Genomic DNA, 18,143 nt, shown 5'->3' with positions numbered 1-18,143 from the left:
CTGAGGATCGATGTGATTACCATCTTTCCGGGAATGCTGAATGGCTTTCTGGAAGAGAGTATCCTCAAGCGGGCAGCCCAAAAAGGGGCTGTAGTGTTTAATACGGTGGATTTGAGAAAATTTACCACGGATAGGCACCAGAGTACGGATGATCGTCCGTTCGGTGGGGGCCCGGGAATGGTGATGACGCCTGAACCGCTGTTTAAGGCCGTGGAGTCAGTTCGGAGCCCGGAAGCGCGCGTGATTTTGATGACGCCGCAAGGGGTGCGCTATGAGCAGGCCAAAGCCGTCGAACTGGCGCGAGAACAGCATTTGATTTTTATATGCGGGCATTACGAGGGTGTTGATGAGCGGGTGAGAACCCATTTGGCAACCGATGAGATTTCGATCGGGGATTACGTTCTGACGAACGGGGTCCTGCCGGCAGCGGTGGTAATAGACGCTGTGGTGAGATTGGTGCCAGGGGTGCTCGGAAACAGCCAGACGACGTGTGAGGAATCTTTCACGGATGGGCTGTTGGAATATCCGCAATATACGAGACCGCGTAAGTTCAGGGGACTGGATGTCCCCGAAGTCCTTGTCTCCGGAGACCATGAAGAAATTGGCCGGTGGCGCAGGGATCAGGCAGAGCGTCGGACGAGGGATAAAAGACCAGACTTGTTGAAGGTGAGGGAACTATGATCGCAAAAGCATTGGCCATGATTCATAAGGAAAACCTGCGGAAGGATGTTATGCCTTCCTTCGCAATCGGTGACACCGTTAAGGTGCAGGTTAAAATTCGCGAAGGCGCTAAAGAACGCATCCAGGCCTATACGGGCATCGTGATTGCACGGGATGGACATGCCGCGACCGAAACGTTTACGGTGCGCCGGATTTCGCACGGCGTGGGCGTGGAACGGATTTTCCCGGTTCATTCGCCGAATTTGGCCAGTCTTACGGTTGAAAGTTCCGGACAGAGCCGTCGCGCCAAGTTGTACTACCTGCGTGACCGCAGCGGTAAGAGCGCGAAGCTGCGTGAGAAGAACAAAGCGGACAGCTAAGGGTCCCCTTGCTTCAGTTTGAACGTCAGGCTTGGAGCCGTGGAGTATGCCGGCTGGCGGGCGTGGATGAGGCCGGCCGGGGTCCGTTAGCGGGCCCCGTCGTCGCCGCCGCACTGGTCTTCGACAGGGCATTTCTCGAGGCAGAGCAATATGCGCGCCTCAAGTCAGTCAATGATTCTAAGCGTCTCACGCCCCGTGAACGCGATTCCCTTTTTGCTGTTTTAACGGAGGCCTGCCCCTGCGTGTATGGCGTCGGGGTGGCCGATGTGGCCGAGATCGATTCCTTGAATATCCTTCGGGCCACGCATCTGGCCATGGCGCGGGCCCTTGAAGCCATTAGTCCCATCCCGGATTTCGCGCTGGTAGACGGCTTGCCCGTTCCGGGGCTTCCTTGTCCTTCCCTGTCGATTATTCAGGGAGATGGGCGATCCTTGAGTATTGCCGCCGCCAGTATCATTGCCAAGGTTACGCGTGACCGCATGATGTTGGTTCTTGATCAACACTATCCTCAGTATGGATTTTCCCGGCACAAAGGATATGGAACCCGGGCGCATATGAAGGCGCTACTGGATAATGGTCCCTGTCCGGCTCACCGCCGATCGTTTCGACCGGTTCAGGAGGCATTGCGGTTACATGGGGCGGAGGGGGGCATGTGAAATTTTCGATGCCGTTTCATCTTAATACCGGCCTGTGGGGAGAGGATCAGGCGGCCGTATTTCTCGAAAAGAAAGGGTACAAAGTGCTGAGCCGCCGGTTTCGCGTGACGGCCAGGGATGAATTCGACTTGATCACTCGTTTCGGTGAAACCCTTGTATTCGTCGAGGTGAAGACGAGGAAAACAGAGTTGTTTGGCCGGCCTGCGACGGCCGTGGACCGTGCGAAGCGCCATCATCTTTCCCGTGCGGCGGTGCGCTACCTTCAGCGCGTGAAGCAACCGGTGAATTTCAGATTTGATGTGGTGGAAGTGGTGGGCGAGAACGACGGCCCGGAGCCGGTCATCCGTCACATCGAATCGGCGTTCACTTTGGATCGCTGCTATGTCCTGCCGTGGTGATGGGGGGTGTGACGTCACACAAAAGCTGGAGGATAAATCTGATTTTTTATGCCTTTGTGATTGCGCTCCTGTTCAAGTTTGATATATTCCGCCCCTTCGTATTGATGAAGCGCCCATCGTCTATCGGTTAGGACACCAGGTTTTCATCCTGGTAAGCGGGGTTCGACTCCCCGTGGGCGCGCCACTTCAATATCAACCAATAAAATCAATGGTTCCGTAACAGTGGCACTGAAGTGCTGTCAAAAAGCATAACGGTAATGCATAACGTGAAGCCCGAAATCCCCTTTGTTTTCTACATCTACCGATGTCACGAATAGAGGGGTGGCGTGAGGGGTGCCGTGATATGCTCCGACGCCTGATCGCGCCTCCAGATGCCCTGTATCGAACCACGCACATGTTTATTTGGGGGGTATCGGCCAGACACGGCGCCGGAGATCCAGCCCGTAACCTGCCATGCCTGGGGATCGTTCCCACCCAAGTCATCAGTTCGCCGGGAACGTGGTGTCATGTGCAGGGTCGTCTGCCTGTAAATAAACCAACCGACGTGTCCTGAAAATCAACCTCCACATATTTTACAGGGGATACCTTCGTCAGGCTGACAGAACCGGCCTTTGGAGTTCTTGTAATACCGGCAGCTCTTGTTGTGCCGCTTGTGGCTGGATGTGGTCATCCAGTAGCCTGTCTCAACTTCGGCTTTGGAACCAGCGACCTCCTTCCCTGCTTTGCCTGAATCCACCGGGGGCGTTGTATCCTGACCATAGGATATCCCCAAGAACGCCGCCACCACTACCGCAAACAGAACCATTTTCAGACTCTTCATGACTTCATCCTCCTTTTATAGGTTTCCTCACCACATCCCCATGGCCTTATTGGTCTCCACCTGATCCCGCATATCCGCCGGGAGGCCACCAAAGAACTTGAGACCGGTCTGCCGTTCGATCTCGGCAACACTGACCAAATATTGGGAGGGTGCCTCTATGCCGGTGACTGACTGTGGCATGATAAAGGCCAGCACCCGAGGACGCCCATGCTCCTCCTCGACCAGGATCTTGTAGCAAGCCTCTGGAATCTCTACGCCGCATTGCAGGTGACGGGGATGGGCGCCGAAGACGGGGCCGTCAATAACCCACACCTGCCCGTACCTCTGGGCATACCCTTTGATTTCCGTCTGCTCCAGATGTTCCCAGACCCGACGGTTGAGGCTGGGGCTCTGGGGGATGATGTTGCTCATGAGGAAGGTCTCCAGTTGAGCCTGTTCACCGTAGCACAGGGCAATGGCATAATTCGGGGCCATGTGTCCCCGGTCATAGCCGCTGCCTGAATAATCATGCTGGCATATCCTCGCACTGGTCCGCGTATCAACTTGGAAACCCTGGGGCCGTGGCGGGGCCTGTAGGCTGGTGACCTTGAACAACCGATAACAGGCCCACACAGGATCCTTCTTGGCTTCGCAGTACCCTACCAGGTAGCCGGTATTGGTCAGGACAAGGATCGGATCATGAAAGACAGGCTGGGGTTCAGGGGCGCCTGCATAGCTGTAGGGGCCACCCCATGACAGCGGGGAAGTGTTCGGGGAAGCCGGAGCAGACCGTGGCCCAGATGTCGTACCCCCAGACGAGAACAGCGGAGGAATCAGGAAGACGGCGGCACAGACAATAACAATGACCAGGCCAATGAACAGAATCCACAGGAGGATGAGGGACATTCGTCCCATGGTGCCTCGTTGTTTCATGGATCGGAGCATCCCATAAATGATGATGACATTCAATTGGCATGAGTCAGTATGCTGTTGGCGGACGGCCGGTATGGCACTCTCGGTCTGATAAGCCGCAGCCCTCCGCCTATCTGACCCCCAGAACCTGGTAACCACCCCCTATGTCCGGCCACCACGGGCTCCCACGGGCATCATTTTCGGGATCCATATCAACACCCACGCCACCCCCGGAATGGCATAGATCGCCCGTCCTGGCAGAGATCCACTGCGTCCCGGCCGCCGACTTGCCCAGGAAGTTATCAATAGACACGCCGAAGGGCATCAAGCAGCCCGTAGGAGGGGCTGCGGGTAACTCCCGCCATGCATACCCAGATTGTCCACATTCACCACGGGAAACCGTTGACACCCTCCGGCCCCAGCGGTACGGTTCCGGGTGTGGTAAGTGGCCATGAAGACGCTTACTGTTTACTGGAGGATTGGACGACGACGGAATAACTGATTTGACAACAATTTAATGCGTCGTACGCATTATCGTTTCGGCCGAGAACTAGCACTTTTCAGCATTTGCAGAGACGAGACATGTGGAGACGCACCCGCTATGGGGTGCGGCTCCTTGTCTTGTTTTTCTGCAATGGGGTGTGCTAGCCCTTCGGCTGAGATTCAAGCTTGGAGTCCGTACCCCTCTTTTTTGGGGCTGACTTCTGAGATGAGAATCTTCTCGGGCAGACAGGAGACAGCCTCGATCATGAAAGCATTGCACGCCGGCTACGTATCTGAAGCGGTTTGGAAGGCCGTTCAGAACAAGCAACTGGCACCGGACTTGGACTGGCAGGACGTGCTCACCAGGCTCAGCCACTTTGTGATTGATCACGATGTGGGTGGTGTCGGTGTCCTGCCGCCCGAACTGGCCGTGCTGGAGAACATCCTCTGCCGTGGCCTACCCACCTTGCCTTCATTATATGTTGAGAAGAAACTCGAACGCTTGGCCGGGCTTACAACGTGCGAGATTCGTGGTGACAAAGGCTACGCAGAATATGCCTGTGAGTTCAATGCCGATCACGCCACGGAACTCAAGCCACTGTTGGAACGTGCTTTTTGCGTAGTGGCTCCCGAAGGCAGAATTGAAGCATCACCTGGATTTGCATTGCCAGAATTTGGCAGTGGGGAGGATCGAGGGGAATTTGATAGTGGTGCCGAACGAACTTTTTGGAACGGCCCATTGACGCAACTGCTTGGTCCCGCTGGTATGCAGCTAGTGATGAAACAACGGGAATTGAGCACGATAGCCGGTAATGGCTTTGTTGACCAAAGAACAGATTTCTCGATGGAGCTCCCTGGCAGCGTACAAGGTCAGGTGCCCTGTGGTATTGTGTTTGAGGTCGACGGCCCGTCGCACGAACTGGAACCGAACGTAATTGGGGATAATAACCGTGACAATGCCTGTACGCATGCAAAGTGGGCTCTCACCTATCGACAACGGCTATGGCAGGGAACTCAGGCCGCCGATCCAATAACCACGAATCATCCTGGTGTCGCCAGAATATTGACACATCCCTATCTGACCCGCCTCAAGCAAAACGTTGATGCACCACTTGTGCACGATCCACTTGGTTCCCGTGCTTTGCTCTTGGCGTTGTTTCCATTCGCTGTTGCCCGTATCCAGAGAGTAATACTTGAACTTGTGCGCGGCGGTGTGCTGTCCTTTGACGCACCGGTGTGGCATCTGGCAATTATTGACCGCGATGGTTTGCCTGGATGTGGGAAAACGGCAGCGAAAGATCTGCGAAGATGGCTACGTAAACTCTGGGCAATCTACCGGCCTGGATGTTCTGTACCGCACATAACCATTTGCGAAATCTCTCAATGGTCATCTCCTAACGAGTTCCCACTTTACTTCGACGCTGTTTTGGATATTTCGGTGCAACTACGCTACGGGGTCACACTTTCCTCTCTCCCGGCGGGACATGCATTGGACGGGGTGCCACGAGTAGTTGTTCGGTCAGATTACTATAACACCGACCCATGCCACCGGCTTACCTTCAGCGACCCACTGACTCCCCAGATAGAAGGTAGTACGCTGGAAAACCAATTAACTTTCTTTCTTCAAAACATATTCCGGAAAGTTGATTTTCGTCAAAATCAGACTGAAATAATTATGCGGGCTCTCAAGGGAGAATCCGTCATTGCACTTCTTCCTACGGGTGCCGGAAAATCCCTTACCTACCAGTTACCAGTCATGCTGCAAAACGGCATGGCGGTTGTAATTGATCCTCTCAAAGCGTTAATGAAGGATCAAGATGACAGCCTAAAAGCAATTGGTGTGTCCTGCTCAGCCTTCATAAGTTCAGCCATCTCCGCAAAAGAAAAAGCCCTTAATACAAAACTTATGCAGAAAGGGTGTTTCAAGTTTGTATTTGTCACACCCGAAAGGTTCATCATTCACGAATTTCGAAATGCGTTAAAGGAAATACGCGACCAGGGGAATGTCCATTTCGCATACGTTGTGGTGGACGAAGCGCACTGTGTTTCTGAGTGGGGCCACGATTTTCGAACGGCCTATCTACGACTTGGGGCAAATGCTCGAACATTCTGTGTTACCCGCATGAAGACACTGCCATTTCTTGCGCTCACTGGAACCGCATCCTATGAGGTGCTTGATGATGTCCACACTGAACTGGGATACAGAAAAGATGCTAATATCTCAGTCCGTCCAGAAAAGATGGGGCGGGATAATCTAAAGTACCGTGTAGTAGCTCTATCTCCGACGCCAGTCATTCCCATCGGCGCAACAGAAGGGAGTGTCAGAAGGCAGATTGGTCTGGCGAAATTGGCACAAGTCCCAAAGGTCGTTGACGCCATCACTCATACTTTGAACGACGTTGAGGTCTCGTCCTTCTTGAATGCTGACAACGGATCCGGATTAGTTTTCTGCCCCCATACGAAGAATGTGCATGGTGCCCAAGATGTTTGCAGAGCATTGCAAACAGCCTATTCTCCAGTTCAAGCTAAGCTTGGTGTTTACCATGGGTCGCCCGGGGAACACCACGGCGCAGCTGCATTTGATCCCACTCAAATCCATGATTACTTTAGAAAAGGTAAACTCAAAGTCTTGTCTTGCACTAAGGCATTCGGCATGGGCATTGATAAGCCTGATATACGATTTACCTTACATTACAACATACCGCCATCAATAGAATCCTTTTATCAGGAAGCTGGGCGCGCAGGGCGTGACGGTAAAGATTCACAATGCTGGATCCTTTATGCTGGAACTAGAATGCCGAATAGTGACCATAGTTTGGACTATTCCCTAAACCATTCATTTTACACAAATACCTTCCCTGGCGCGCAGATTGAAGAAACCAAGATATTTGCGATGCTTGATGAAAATCTGGTACCGGGACATTCAGCGCTCAAAACTATCGCCAACATATTGTTTGATAAAACCGGCACGGATTATTCGATTGGACTCCACCATACGGACAATCTGCATCGCATCTACATCAATCAAGACGGCCACCCAACGTCCAAGGTTTATGTCACACTTAACTCGACCGGGGCTTTTACCTGTGGCACGCTAAATCCATTTCCTAATCATGAAACAGTTACCCAGCTAGTAGTCGACTGGTTGGTAGAAAACAAACCACTCAACACTACCTGGGAAGACCGCCTATTCCACGCCGAGCCTATTGGCGCCGGTATTGAGAAAATTCTTGAAGGATTAGAAACCGGCGTTGGCTATGTTGTATGCCTTTCCTTCGAAAATGAATACCTCGAGAAAATTGCGAATGCTATTGGCAAGCATATCGATTTGGTACGGGACGACTTTAGTTACGCAGCAGACGATGACACCTTCGTTCGAAATTTGATTGGATTTGGGAACCACTTCCATGCAATTGCAGCCCCACTGCAAAGCAGAATCAAAGAGGTGTTTCCAAAGATTAGGCTCCAGGAACATACTTTCCGCGCTATCTACCGACTGACCATTCTGGGCGCTGTGGACGACTTTGAAGTTGATTATAAAAACAAGACGATCACAGCTTGGTTGACACCTCTTCCGCGCGGCGGCTACAAAGAAAAACTTCGTGAGTATATTCAACGCTATGACTCAGCAAAAGTGGAGCACTATTCGGATATTGCAGCGCAATGTAATTACAATACCGAGTTGCGTTGCTGCCTACACGCACTCATCGAATTTGTCTATACGCATTTTGCCAAACAGCGCGAAACGGCGTTGACTATTATGGAGCAGACCACTGTCCAAGGGATAATGAATCCCGCTGACTTTGCTGTCACCGTCGCTAAGTTTTATGATTCAAAGTATCTCCCCTTTTTGCGTCCTTATTTACACAACTATACGACTGATCTCGTGTTTGAAAGATGCGAATACACATCAGGATACAGAGTTAAACTTGATGACTTACTGGGTGCCTGTAACCGCCTACTTCCCGAAAATCCGGATAACGCAGCTTTCCACGCAATGCGCGCATACGCCATTGCCCTGATGGGATATCCGACCCAAGACGTTAAAAGCGAAATTGATTTAGCCGTGTCGTGTTTTGAGAAATACCATAATTGGAGCCGCCGAGATAAATTGACGTTTCTTGCCCGTCTCCGAGACTATGTTCTAGCTGTAAATCCCGCCAGTACTCGAGCATTTGATACCGCCATTATTGAGGATCACGCAAAGTGGATACATGGTTTCAATATGGATACAGGGGAGGTAATGCAGAATATATCGAATCTTTGAACAAGAATGACCAATGATCGTGAGAACGGAGAGCTACCATGGCAGATGAGCATAAGGATGTATTTTCACAGGCGCTTATAAATCTCGAACAAGAACTCGCCGCGTTCGGCAGTGTTCAGAAGGCTTTAAAAGGCGCACATGATGAATTGATCAAAGCTGAAGAGGAGTGGGCACAGCTCACTAAAGAACAGCAACAAACGGCGGTAGAATTGGTGAGCTCAACAAAAGATGCTATCGCCGCTACACATGCAGTCACTTCGCAGACGGAGGCGCTTGCGGGTGCCTTGATCCCATTGGCCAAGGCTATTGAACAGGTTAATTTCCCGATGCGTCTCGACAAGATAGATTTGGGTATTTCAACCCAGGCGTCAACGATGGCGACGTTTCAGGGTGCCATTGATCGTGGGTTCAGCAGTGTCTGTGCTGAGGTGGATAAGAACGGGAAGACCATGGCGGATGGATTCACCGCAGTAAGTGAGTCACAGGTAGCCGCTCGTAAGCGGGATGTCATGATGACGGCGTTACTGGTCATCAACACCTTGATATTGACAGGCTTGGGTGTTTTTTACTTTATCCATAGAGTCAAGGCAGCAGGCATGTGAATCAACGGCTGAAGAAAGCTGAGCTTGAAGTCCGCGCCCCTTCTTTTTTGGGAACGATTGACATGATGTACCATAAGAATGAGAACTCTCGGCAGGAAAGACCCGAGATTGAACTGAAACCTTCACAGGCGTCTACCTTTGATCGTCTATTGGCATTCCTTAAATCACCAGACGAAAGGTGCTTTATTCTCAAGGGATACGCCGGTACGGGGAAGACATTTCTGATCAAGAAGGTAGTAGAATGGCTTGTTGCATCTCACCGAGGCTTTGCTCTCATGGCCCCAACTGGCCGTGCGGCGATGGTTCTTCGGCAGCGGGTTCAACATCCTGCGTTTACAATTCATAAGAGTATCTACACACTTGACCGACTCCGTGAATTTGAAGACTCGGATCACGACTTCAAATATTATTTTGCTGTCAGGGACATTGCTGACCGTGAGGCCGATCTCGTCTATATTGTGGATGAATCCTCGATGTTGTCAGATGTCTATTCCGAAGGAGAGTACCTTAGATTCGGGTCGGGAAGGCTGCTGAAGGATTTAATAGAGTTCTCAAAAGTTCAGTCCGAACATATCCGATCCAAAATAATATTTGTGGGTGACCCTGCCCAGTTGCCACCCGTAAATAGTCGGGTATCCCACGCACTGGATGCCACTTACTTGGAAAATGCCTTCGGACTTAAGTCGGTGGGGGCCGTTCTCACCGATGTGGTTCGCCAGGAGGAGGGTAGTCTCCTGCTGTCCAATGCAACGGAAATTCGGACCTCGATTGCTGACCAACTCTTCAACCGGTTTGAGCTCACCTTTGGTGAAGATACTCAACTCGGTTCATCTCGCGACGTCGTGCCTTACTGTTTTGAATCAGGAAGCTTGCGACCACGTGAGGATACCATTGTAGTAACTTTTCGCAACCGCACGGCCTTGGATTATAACAAACTCTTGCGCGGACACTCTTATGGGGGGGGAGGTGACCAAGCACCGCGAACAGGAGATCGTTTTGTAGTCACTCAGAACAACGCAGCATTTGGACTTCTTAACGGAGATTTTGTTGAAGTAGTAACTGCGGCAAGCGATGTCGAAACCCATCGGTGGCGTGACGCCGAACTCACATTCCGCGATGTCCAGATTACCTATACGGATCCTGATGGGCACCGCGTAATGAAACAATGCAAGATTATTGATTCACTTCTTCTGGCCCCAGAGCCGGGATTGACAAAAGACCAATACAAAGCGCTCTATGTCGATTTCAAGATTCGGAATGATAACCTCAAACCTAACACAGAAGCATTCAGGTTGGCTTTAGGAAGTGATCCGTATTACAACGCGCTACGCGTGAAATATGGTTACGCGATTACCTGTCATAAAGCCCAGGGTGGAGAGTGGCCGAGAGTTGTGACGATATTCGAGGGGTGTCATGGATGGACCACCGAGCCCGCATTTCGTTGGATGTATACGGCCATCACTCGAGCAAAGCACCAACTTCTGGCCGTTGATCCTCCGGTTTTCAAACCGTTCCCGATGCCACTATGCGTACCGGATATTATCGAGCCAGCTCTTGCTAACTCACAGTACGTACTGACCCAAGAAGAACTCACTCAACATCAATTTCCAGAGGAAAGTCCATTTCTGATTGCCTATTTCAAAGGCATGACCCAAGTTCTGGCACCTACGGGAATCAAGATCACATCTATTGAACACGGTCAATTCTTTGAACGGTACACGCTGACCAAGGAAGCTGAATCAGTAACATTGGATTTCTATTACAAAGGGAATGGCGTATTCACAGGGAACCACCGACTGTGCCGCGTTCAGAAGCCGGGTGATCTGCTAACTGAGATCGAGAACAAACTCCAAAATATTCATCCGATTTATGAAAATGAACCGGAAAAACCTTTTCCAGCTCCTCCAGTCGGCCGCGAGTTTCTGTCTGAAACCTACGTTGCCCTCAAAGCGAGTGCCGCTCGTTACGGCGTTTCTATTCATTGGGTGAAGCACGGTCCATGGTCAGAGCGGTACTGTTTTCAGAAGGCGGGGGCCAAGGCTTTGATTGATTTCTATTATAACAAACGATGGATATTCACAGCTTCAAGTGTGGTCGGCGACAGTTCGCCGGATATTGTTGCGGCCGTTTCGGGACTACTGAAACCCGAGTACTCGGAGGCATAGCCATGGACTATGACAGTAAACAGGTGTCAACCCTCAGAAAAGAAGGCCGATTGGATGAGGCTCTCGAAATTGGCCGTGAACTATTCAAAGCTGATAGTTCCGATTATTTGGTAGTCCGCGCACTGGGTTGGGTATTGTATGACCTTGCCAAACGTGCCCTTTCCAATAACGACGTACCAATGGCGAAAAACATGGTTGCTGAACTGGATTCGTTATCCCTTGGGGCTGATGACCAACTGCTCGCATCGAAGAGGGATGCCATGCGAAAAAGGACAGAGCCTGGAAGCGAAATCCTAACAGAAGCACGGGTTGCCGCCAAAAACGATAACCACGTAAAGGCTTTGCAACTTTACCGACAGGCCGTAAAGGATATACCCACCTCCGTCGATGCCCATACTGGACTTGGGTGGGAGATCTACAGGGCACTCGCGCTACTCCTCAAAGATGAGAATGTCCCCATCAATAAGATTCGATCATTGTTGAGGGAATACGCGACCCTGTCCCTTATCGAAAAGCCTGGCTTGCTTCACTCACTGGTATTGACAATTGCCATTCGCGTTGCTGATCAGTTCCCTCAGTTTCCCGGATTCGTGCGATGGTGGAATATTGCAAATCTCCGCCCAGAGGATTGGCTACACACAACAGGAAAGGACGGTCAGGAATATGACGCACTCGCTGAACGTTTGGCGGAAACCCTGTATAAGTCAGTAAAGGCGGGCGATAACACACAGGACATGCCGTGGATTACTGATTTCGTGAAGCAAGCATTAGATCGCTGTCCGAATCATAAATGGCTTCCTTACCATTACGGGAAGTTGCTGGTGCATCAGGCTCGACATGGCGAAGCCAGAAAATTCGCCATCCCGATCATCAGGGACAATCCACACAAGTTTTGGGCTTGGGATCTGCTGGCTAGTACATTTGAAAACGATGAGACAACATTACGAAAAGCTTGTCTCTGCAAAGCGTTAATGTGCAGGGAGAGAGACGAGTCATTTTTGTGCAACGTCATGCAGGATTTAGCCATGATAATGAAGGCAGAAGGTGAACTCCCTGAGGCCAAACATGAACTCGAGCGCTACCTAGCGGTTCGTGCGAAAAAGGGATGGAGAGTTCCAGAAGCGATTCAATCCATCCAATCTGAACATTGGTATTCGACCGTCAAACCAGCACACGACAACCGTGATTATTATGAAAAACACGCCCCAGCAGCAGGAGCTCTTCTCCTTGCGGACATTCCTTGGGTAAACGCTGTGGTAACTACACAGATCCAAGCTAACGCAGAGCATCCCGCCCACGCTTTCATCACTGTAAAGAAGGAGAAAGGACTGGTAGATGTTTCAGTTCGGCACACAGATTTCCTCGCATTGATTGGCGTAAAGAACGGAACACCAGTCATGGTGAAGGTTGACCATAATATTGTGCTCGCCCTTGAACCCCGTACTGGAGAGGCCTGGGATGTCTTTCCAAAGGAAATCGCGGTAATTAGCCACGTCAACCCCGGGAAAGGTCTTTCCACCATTTTGTTCAGCCTTGTTGATTTATGTGTTGCTAAACATGACATGCATGAAGGGTTGCAGGACTTGCCCGTTGGGACATTGTTGGAAGTTAGTGTTCAACTTGATCCGGTCCAACGTGATCCGGGAAAAAAGTTTTACAGACTGTTGTCATTTGACATTACTGAAAAGCATCCCGATACCAGTCTTTATCGCGAAGTTTCCGCAACATTTCACATGGACGAAGGACGTGATTTTGGTTTAGCGGACAATGCCTACGTTTCCCCGAAGCTTATTCAGGAACACAATCTTCATGATGGCGATATCCTGGATATTAACATCATCAGTGAAATCAATCCTCGAAGAAGGAGACAAAGTTGGCGTGTCATCGGTTTATCAAAGACAACGACACCACGCGCAGAAAAGATGCGTAATGAAGTTCGATGGTAATTGCGCCGCCCGCACTCATGGCCAAAATGCGGGAATTGGCGTAGACGCGTGATCATAGTATTTGGGTGAAGCATGGCAGGTGGAACAGAGTTTGATTTTCGGGAGGGATCGTTGTTCCTGTCCGGCCCTGGGCTGGGGGAATTGCGTTTGCAGTGGCATCCCGTCCCGACGGCTGACAGGCGGCAAGGCGAAGAGCGTTAATGAACAAGCAACCTGACGTATCTGTATATGACGAGGCTAAGCGCATAACCGCTGAGGACATACGCGAACTCACGGTTGCCACTCAGTCGGGACTCATAAGTAGCCCTGACCATCTCCGCCCTATTGCCATCATCCAACTCCCGGTCTGGCGTCAGGCGGCTGAATATGGCCTGGCTGATGGGCAATACCTAGACGGCATATGCCTCCTGGAGGGATTGAGTTGCGATCAAAACGTCGAGCAGGGCATCAAATTGATCACGATGGCGGCAGATCAAGGCCACATGAGAGCGCAAGACTGTCTGGGGTTCTGTTATGAAAAAGGCATTGGTGTCACAGAGGATATGGCCAAGGCGGTTGAGATGTATAGAAAGGCCGCTTCACAGGGTAGTGCTATAGCTCAATCCAGTCTGGGAGTGTGTCTTTGTCAGGGAAGGGGCGTAGCGAAGGATCCTGTCCAGGCGGTTGAATGGTTCCGAAAGGCGGCTGATCAGGGGCGTGTACAGGCAATAGGCAGCATGGCCGCTTGTTATCAAAAAGGGATTGGTGTTGAGTCTGATCCTATCTGGATGCTGGCGTGGTGCCGAAAAGCGGCTGAGCAAGGGTATTCACACTCGCAATACCACTTAGGGTGGTGTTACGAGTATGGGAAGACCGTTGAGCAGGATCTTGTGCAGGCCGCTGTGTGGTATCGCAAAGCGGCAGAACAGAATGACGTGGACGCGCAGGTCCACTTAGGGCTCCTCTATTTACGTGGTCATGGTGTTGAGCAAGATGGTGTGCAGGCAGAAAAATGGCTTAGTAAGGCGGCCAAGCAAGGGAATGCTGCCGCACAATTTGGTTTGGAGGGGTTGAAGAAACTTGATGCAGAAATTCAGCAATGGATAGATGACAACCCGAGACCGCTGTAAAAGTGCGGAATGACCATGAACACAAAGAATCAGCAATCTCACAAGGATCCGGCCTATGAAAAGGCCAAGCGCATAGCCGCTGAAGATGTAAGTGAACTCACATCGGCAACACGTTCCGGCATGATCAACAGTCCGGAATACCTCCGTCCCATCGCCATTGGTCAGCTTCCCATCTGGCAGGAGGCTGCTGAATATGGGATCGCGGATGGTCAATATCTGTACGGCATGTGTCTTCTGGATGGATTGGCATGTCCCCGTGACCAGAGAGAAGCGGTCAGATGGTTTCAACAAGCCGCAGACCAAGGGCATCTCACGGCCATAACGACACTTGGCATTTGTTACGAACAGGGATGGGGGGTTAGGAAAAACCCCGCACGCGCCGTTGTTCTCTACCGGAAGGCGGCCGATCGAGGCCTGCCATCGGCCCAGAACAATCTCGCCGGATGCTATTACTCAGGCGCTGGCGTTGAAAAAGACTATGGCGAAGCCGTTGCGTGGTTTCAGAAAGCGGCAGATCATGGGAATGTTAATGCCCAGTTCCAGTTGGGCCTCTGTTACAGATTGGGCCAGGGCATTGAAAGCGATATCGAACAGGCTGTGGAATGGTGTCGGTATGCAGCAGATCAAGGTTCAGACCGGGCTCAGTACCTCTTGGGGACATATTACAGCGCTGGATTAGGAGCCCCGTTAGACAAGGTCCTTGCATATTGCTGGTACATGAAGGCAGCCGAACAAGGTCTGGCACAAGCCCAATGTATAGTTGGTCTCTGCCTAATTAATGGCTGGGGTGTTGACAAGGATCATAGGCAGGCATTTTCATGGTTAAGAAAATCAGCAGAACAAGGATGGGCGGCAGGGCAATGGCGCTGCGGGTTATGTTATGAAATAGGCCAGTGCGTGAAACAGGATTTCCGGCAAGCCGTCCATTGGTACAAGAAGGCGGCAAAGCAGGGCTATTCAATCGCCGCCTTTCATCTTGCCAGTTGTTACGAGGCGGGGCGCGGAGTGAAGAAGAATGTCCGCCTAGCGAACAAATGGCGACCGAAACATATACAGGCATCCGACTCCACAGTTGAAGACTCAAATGATGGTGCAGAGGACCAGGAATAAACGTGATGCGTTGCTAACCGATGCTGAGAATAGCCCAGAAGCCCCTAAGTAAGGTTCCCACGGGTTCCCAGTGGCAAGTCGGACGGGGTGAATACCTATACAGCCATCCAGGTCAAAAGGGCATAGAGCCGAGAGTTTGCAGTCCTCCCGGCTCCCGCCTATGTTTCTCAGGCCGCAAACCGCCACCGTTCGCGGTCTATCCCAGCCTGCTTGTCGCTGATGACCTCCGTCCCGTGGATGTCATTCACCAGTTCAACGGCCCGGTAGAAGGCGGCATCCTTTAAGGCGGCGCCATCCCCGCGCAGGACGTAGCTGGTCTTGTCCTTGATCCGGCTACGGTTGGCCATGTAGTGATCCACCAGTTCGGTCACGCCGTTGTACAACCACCAGACAGTGCCCTTGAGCCAGGTCTTCTCCGTCCCTTGCCCATGCTCCAGGAGGTTCCGTAGGGCCAGCTGCTTGGATTCCCATATCTGGAAGGCGATGGTTTTCTTGGCGTTATCCAGCTTGTACTTCTCCGGTGATGGCCAGATGGACAGGATGAACTTCTCCAGGTCCCCCTCGCTGATGACCGTCTTGGCCATATGCTCATACGCCTGATGGACACCTGCCCGATTGGCATGGAGGCGGACGATCTGTTCCCGGATCTGATCCAGGTTCTGGGTCATTGCCGGCATATGCCGTACCTTGACCACGTCCCCCGTACCCAGGGAGGCCATGAGGGTGTTCTGGCATACCACACGGATGTTCGATGGTTGGATCAGGACATTGGTCTGCCCGTCATGGCCATTGGCCAGCAACAGGTACGACCGCAGTTCATCATCCCGCCCGATATTCACAGGCCCGTTGAACCTTGCCAGGATCCAGACGGTCTCTCCAGTGCCCAGAACTCCGGCTGTCTCGTATGAAGCAAGCCCTTCCTGGACGAAGTGATCGAAGAACTTAAACGCCTGCACGTTCTGCAATGGCTCAAAATGGCGACCAACCTTACCAATCACCTTCTTGTTGTCACTGCGAACGATGGCGAACTGACCGGGGACTTCCCCCAGTTTGGTCCCATCCTCCAGGGCGTAGAACGTCTGGTGCTTGGTTACTTCCCAGTTCATACCGGCCAGGACAATGGCTTCCTCACTGGTGGGCGGGTTTTGCAGGACGATTCCCTGTTTATGCCAGGGGACCTCCCGAACGCTAAAAAGGCTCTCGATATTTGCGGACATAGATTTTCTCCTATTTCTTGATGTAACAGTTCAGTCCCACGATCACAGGTTTCCCATCCACGACAGCCGTGGTGGCCATGTTCCCCCGACTGGAGGCAACGACCAGGGTCTTCCCCGACGCTGATGGCGTGGGAGTCTCCAAGTCGGCCGTAATCACCAGCCGCTTTCCCTCAATCTTCACGTCAATACTCATGCTTCCCTTTCCTTCCGGCCAATAACGGCCTTGGTTTGTTGATCTTCTAGATACGTAACCAAATCGCTCAATTCTCCGATCGCAACCTTCATGTGGTGGATCGCTTCCTCAATCTGCCTCCCGTCAGTCGCATCCTTGTCGAATGTGCTGGCGAGTTCAGAGGCTATGAAGTAGGCCAACGAATCACCCTGTGGCGCTAATGGCAGTACTTCGTTCTCAGGATCCCACTGGGCAGACACCAGATCATCGGGATACCCATCATTCACCAACTCGATCAGGGCATTGATGTTCATGCGTCAAACTCCACTGGTTGTTCTATTTTCTTCCAAAGCAGTGACGGTATAACCCGCCGCCATTTGTTGATTTCCATGTCCCTGTATGCTGACAACTCCGGGTACTTCTGGCATTGAGCGACCGTGGCCGCTTTCATGCGGTACGGAGACCCTGCCTCATTAGGGTGCCAGGGGTATTTGTAATCCATCTGGGTAGAGACCCACCCCCACGTATCATCCCACGTTGTCATCGGCGTCCTCTCCACAGACCGTGGTGGGAGGGCATTCAGGAGTTTCAGCGCCTGCCTGCCAATATCACCGCCCGGCCCGACGGCCATCAGTTCGTACCGAAAGCCGTCAATCTTGGCCGTTCTGACCGACTGGATCCCTCCATGCTTGATGATGTTCATGGATCAAACTCCACCAGTCCGGATTCCCGGAATGACAGGAATCGACGGGTATTCCCCGGACTTAACCTGCCGATAACGACATGATCCAATACCTTGATCCCAATGAGTTGTCCGGCCTGGATCATTTGCTTTGTCAGCTTCACGTCTTCCGTGCTGGGCGTACTGTCCCCACTCGGATGATTGTGAACGAGGCACACCGCACTGGCATTGACCTCAATGGCTTTCCGGAATATCTCCCTGGCATGAACCAGCGTGGAATCTATTATGCCAATGGTGACGATCCCGCCGGCAATCAACCGGTTCCGGGCATTCAGGCAGAGCACCGTAAAGGCTTCCTGCCCGTACCCAGCCTGTTCCTCACATGCTTTATAGGCATCCTCCGGTGTCCTGACGAACACATCGGTCGTTTCCGGGGCCGGCTGCATGCAGAAGCCCAGGAAGAAGTCAGATCGTTTTTTCATAGTTTCCTCATGTGAACATTGCGATTAGTTTCAATTCGTACGCGGGAATGGGGCTTTCCGGCCTATCCCGCTCCCGTTCTCGCCAGGATCCCGACGGGAGTCC

The 18,143-nt window shown here is 51.9% G+C and carries 17 protein-coding genes and 1 tRNA gene; 11 read left to right on the top strand and 7 right to left on the bottom strand.

Annotated elements, in window-relative coordinates; genetic code table 11:
* The 5 genes from trmD (at position 1) to WCS52_07365 (ending at position 2,278) form a co-directional block, all read left to right on the top strand.
* Positions 1 to 681: a tRNA (guanosine(37)-N1)-methyltransferase TrmD gene (gene trmD, locus WCS52_07385; protein ID MEI6167001.1), complete on the top strand. Its 681-nt coding sequence runs from the start codon at positions 1 to 3 to the stop codon at positions 679 to 681.
* Positions 678 to 1,040 carry a 50S ribosomal protein L19 gene (gene rplS / locus WCS52_07380; GenBank protein ID MEI6167000.1) on the top strand — a complete coding sequence of 121 codons (363 nt, stop codon included), beginning with the start codon at positions 678 to 680 and terminating at the stop codon, positions 1,038 to 1,040. The genes trmD and rplS overlap by 4 nt, the downstream gene beginning before the upstream one ends.
* A gap of 8 nt (positions 1,041 to 1,048) precedes the next feature.
* Positions 1,049 to 1,696, top strand: a complete 648-nt coding sequence (locus tag WCS52_07375) for a ribonuclease HII (GenBank protein MEI6166999.1) — start codon at positions 1,049 to 1,051, stop codon at positions 1,694 to 1,696.
* Positions 1,693 to 2,094, top strand: coding sequence for a YraN family protein (locus WCS52_07370; protein MEI6166998.1), 402 nt, complete (start codon positions 1,693 to 1,695; stop codon positions 2,092 to 2,094). Before WCS52_07375 ends, WCS52_07370 begins: the two co-directional genes overlap by 4 nt.
* A 109-nt stretch (positions 2,095 to 2,203) precedes the next feature.
* Positions 2,204 to 2,278: transfer RNA gene (locus WCS52_07365), tRNA-Glu, on the top strand.
* 372 nt (positions 2,279 to 2,650) lie between these two features.
* Here the strand turns inward: WCS52_07365 and WCS52_07360 are convergent.
* Together WCS52_07360 and WCS52_07355 are read right to left on the bottom strand one after the other, a co-directional pair.
* Complete coding sequence (locus WCS52_07360) at positions 2,651 to 2,914, bottom strand: hypothetical protein (GenBank protein MEI6166997.1); 264 nt, start codon at positions 2,912 to 2,914, stop codon at positions 2,651 to 2,653.
* 27 nt (positions 2,915 to 2,941) lie between these two features.
* Positions 2,942 to 3,826 (bottom strand): DNA/RNA non-specific endonuclease, encoded by an 885-nt coding sequence (locus WCS52_07355; GenBank protein MEI6166996.1) that lies wholly within the window; start codon positions 3,824 to 3,826, stop codon positions 2,942 to 2,944.
* Between the two features lie 727 nt (positions 3,827 to 4,553).
* Here WCS52_07355 and WCS52_07350 point away from each other — a divergent pair.
* The 6 genes from WCS52_07350 to WCS52_07325 all read left to right on the top strand — a co-directional run bounded on the left by WCS52_07350 (position 4,554) and on the right by WCS52_07325 (position 15,487).
* Positions 4,554 to 8,555, top strand: a complete 4,002-nt coding sequence (locus tag WCS52_07350) for a RecQ family ATP-dependent DNA helicase (GenBank protein MEI6166995.1) — start codon at positions 4,554 to 4,556, stop codon at positions 8,553 to 8,555.
* Positions 8,556 to 8,593: 38 nt separating this feature from the next.
* Positions 8,594 to 9,157 carry a hypothetical protein gene (locus WCS52_07345; protein MEI6166994.1) on the top strand — a complete coding sequence of 188 codons (564 nt, stop codon included), beginning with the start codon at positions 8,594 to 8,596 and terminating at the stop codon, positions 9,155 to 9,157.
* Positions 9,154 to 11,322 (top strand): AAA family ATPase, encoded by a 2,169-nt coding sequence (locus tag WCS52_07340; protein ID MEI6166993.1) that lies wholly within the window; start codon positions 9,154 to 9,156, stop codon positions 11,320 to 11,322. Before WCS52_07345 ends, WCS52_07340 begins: the two co-directional genes overlap by 4 nt.
* A gap of 2 nt (positions 11,323 to 11,324) precedes the next feature.
* Positions 11,325 to 13,268 carry a hypothetical protein gene (locus WCS52_07335; GenBank protein MEI6166992.1) on the top strand — a complete coding sequence of 648 codons (1,944 nt, stop codon included), beginning with the start codon at positions 11,325 to 11,327 and terminating at the stop codon, positions 13,266 to 13,268.
* A gap of 200 nt (positions 13,269 to 13,468) precedes the next feature.
* A complete protein-coding gene (locus tag WCS52_07330; protein ID MEI6166991.1) occupies positions 13,469 to 14,377 on the top strand; it encodes a tetratricopeptide repeat protein in 909 nt (302 codons plus the stop codon).
* Between the two features lie 15 nt (positions 14,378 to 14,392).
* Complete coding sequence (locus WCS52_07325) at positions 14,393 to 15,487, top strand: tetratricopeptide repeat protein (GenBank protein MEI6166990.1); 1,095 nt, start codon at positions 14,393 to 14,395, stop codon at positions 15,485 to 15,487.
* Between the two features lie 167 nt (positions 15,488 to 15,654).
* Here WCS52_07325 and WCS52_07320 read toward each other — a convergent pair whose 3' ends face one another.
* Genes WCS52_07320 through WCS52_07300 form a run of 5 tightly spaced genes read right to left on the bottom strand, consistent with a single transcriptional unit; the run spans position 15,655 to position 18,040 of the window.
* Entirely contained in the window at positions 15,655 to 16,704 is a 1,050-nt protein-coding gene (locus WCS52_07320) for a DUF932 domain-containing protein (protein ID MEI6166989.1), read from the bottom strand.
* 10 nt (positions 16,705 to 16,714) lie between these two features.
* Positions 16,715 to 16,897: a hypothetical protein gene (locus WCS52_07315; GenBank protein ID MEI6166988.1), complete on the bottom strand. Its 183-nt coding sequence runs from the start codon at positions 16,895 to 16,897 to the stop codon at positions 16,715 to 16,717.
* On the bottom strand, positions 16,894 to 17,190 hold the full coding sequence (locus WCS52_07310; protein MEI6166987.1) for a hypothetical protein: 297 nt from the start codon (positions 17,188 to 17,190) through the stop codon (positions 16,894 to 16,896). Before WCS52_07310 ends, WCS52_07315 begins: the two co-directional genes overlap by 4 nt.
* Positions 17,187 to 17,579 (bottom strand): hypothetical protein, encoded by a 393-nt coding sequence (locus WCS52_07305; protein MEI6166986.1) that lies wholly within the window; start codon positions 17,577 to 17,579, stop codon positions 17,187 to 17,189. Before WCS52_07305 ends, WCS52_07310 begins: the two co-directional genes overlap by 4 nt.
* Positions 17,576 to 18,040 (bottom strand): JAB domain-containing protein, encoded by a 465-nt coding sequence (locus WCS52_07300; protein ID MEI6166985.1) that lies wholly within the window; start codon positions 18,038 to 18,040, stop codon positions 17,576 to 17,578. Before WCS52_07300 ends, WCS52_07305 begins: the two co-directional genes overlap by 4 nt.
* Between the last annotated feature and the right edge of the window lie 103 nt (positions 18,041 to 18,143).

The sequence above is a fragment of the bacterium genome, from assembly GCA_037128595.1.
Classification (GTDB): Bacteria; Verrucomicrobiota; Kiritimatiellia; order CAIKKV01; family CAITUY01; genus JAABPW01.
This window is presented reverse-complemented; position numbering and strand designations above follow the sequence as displayed.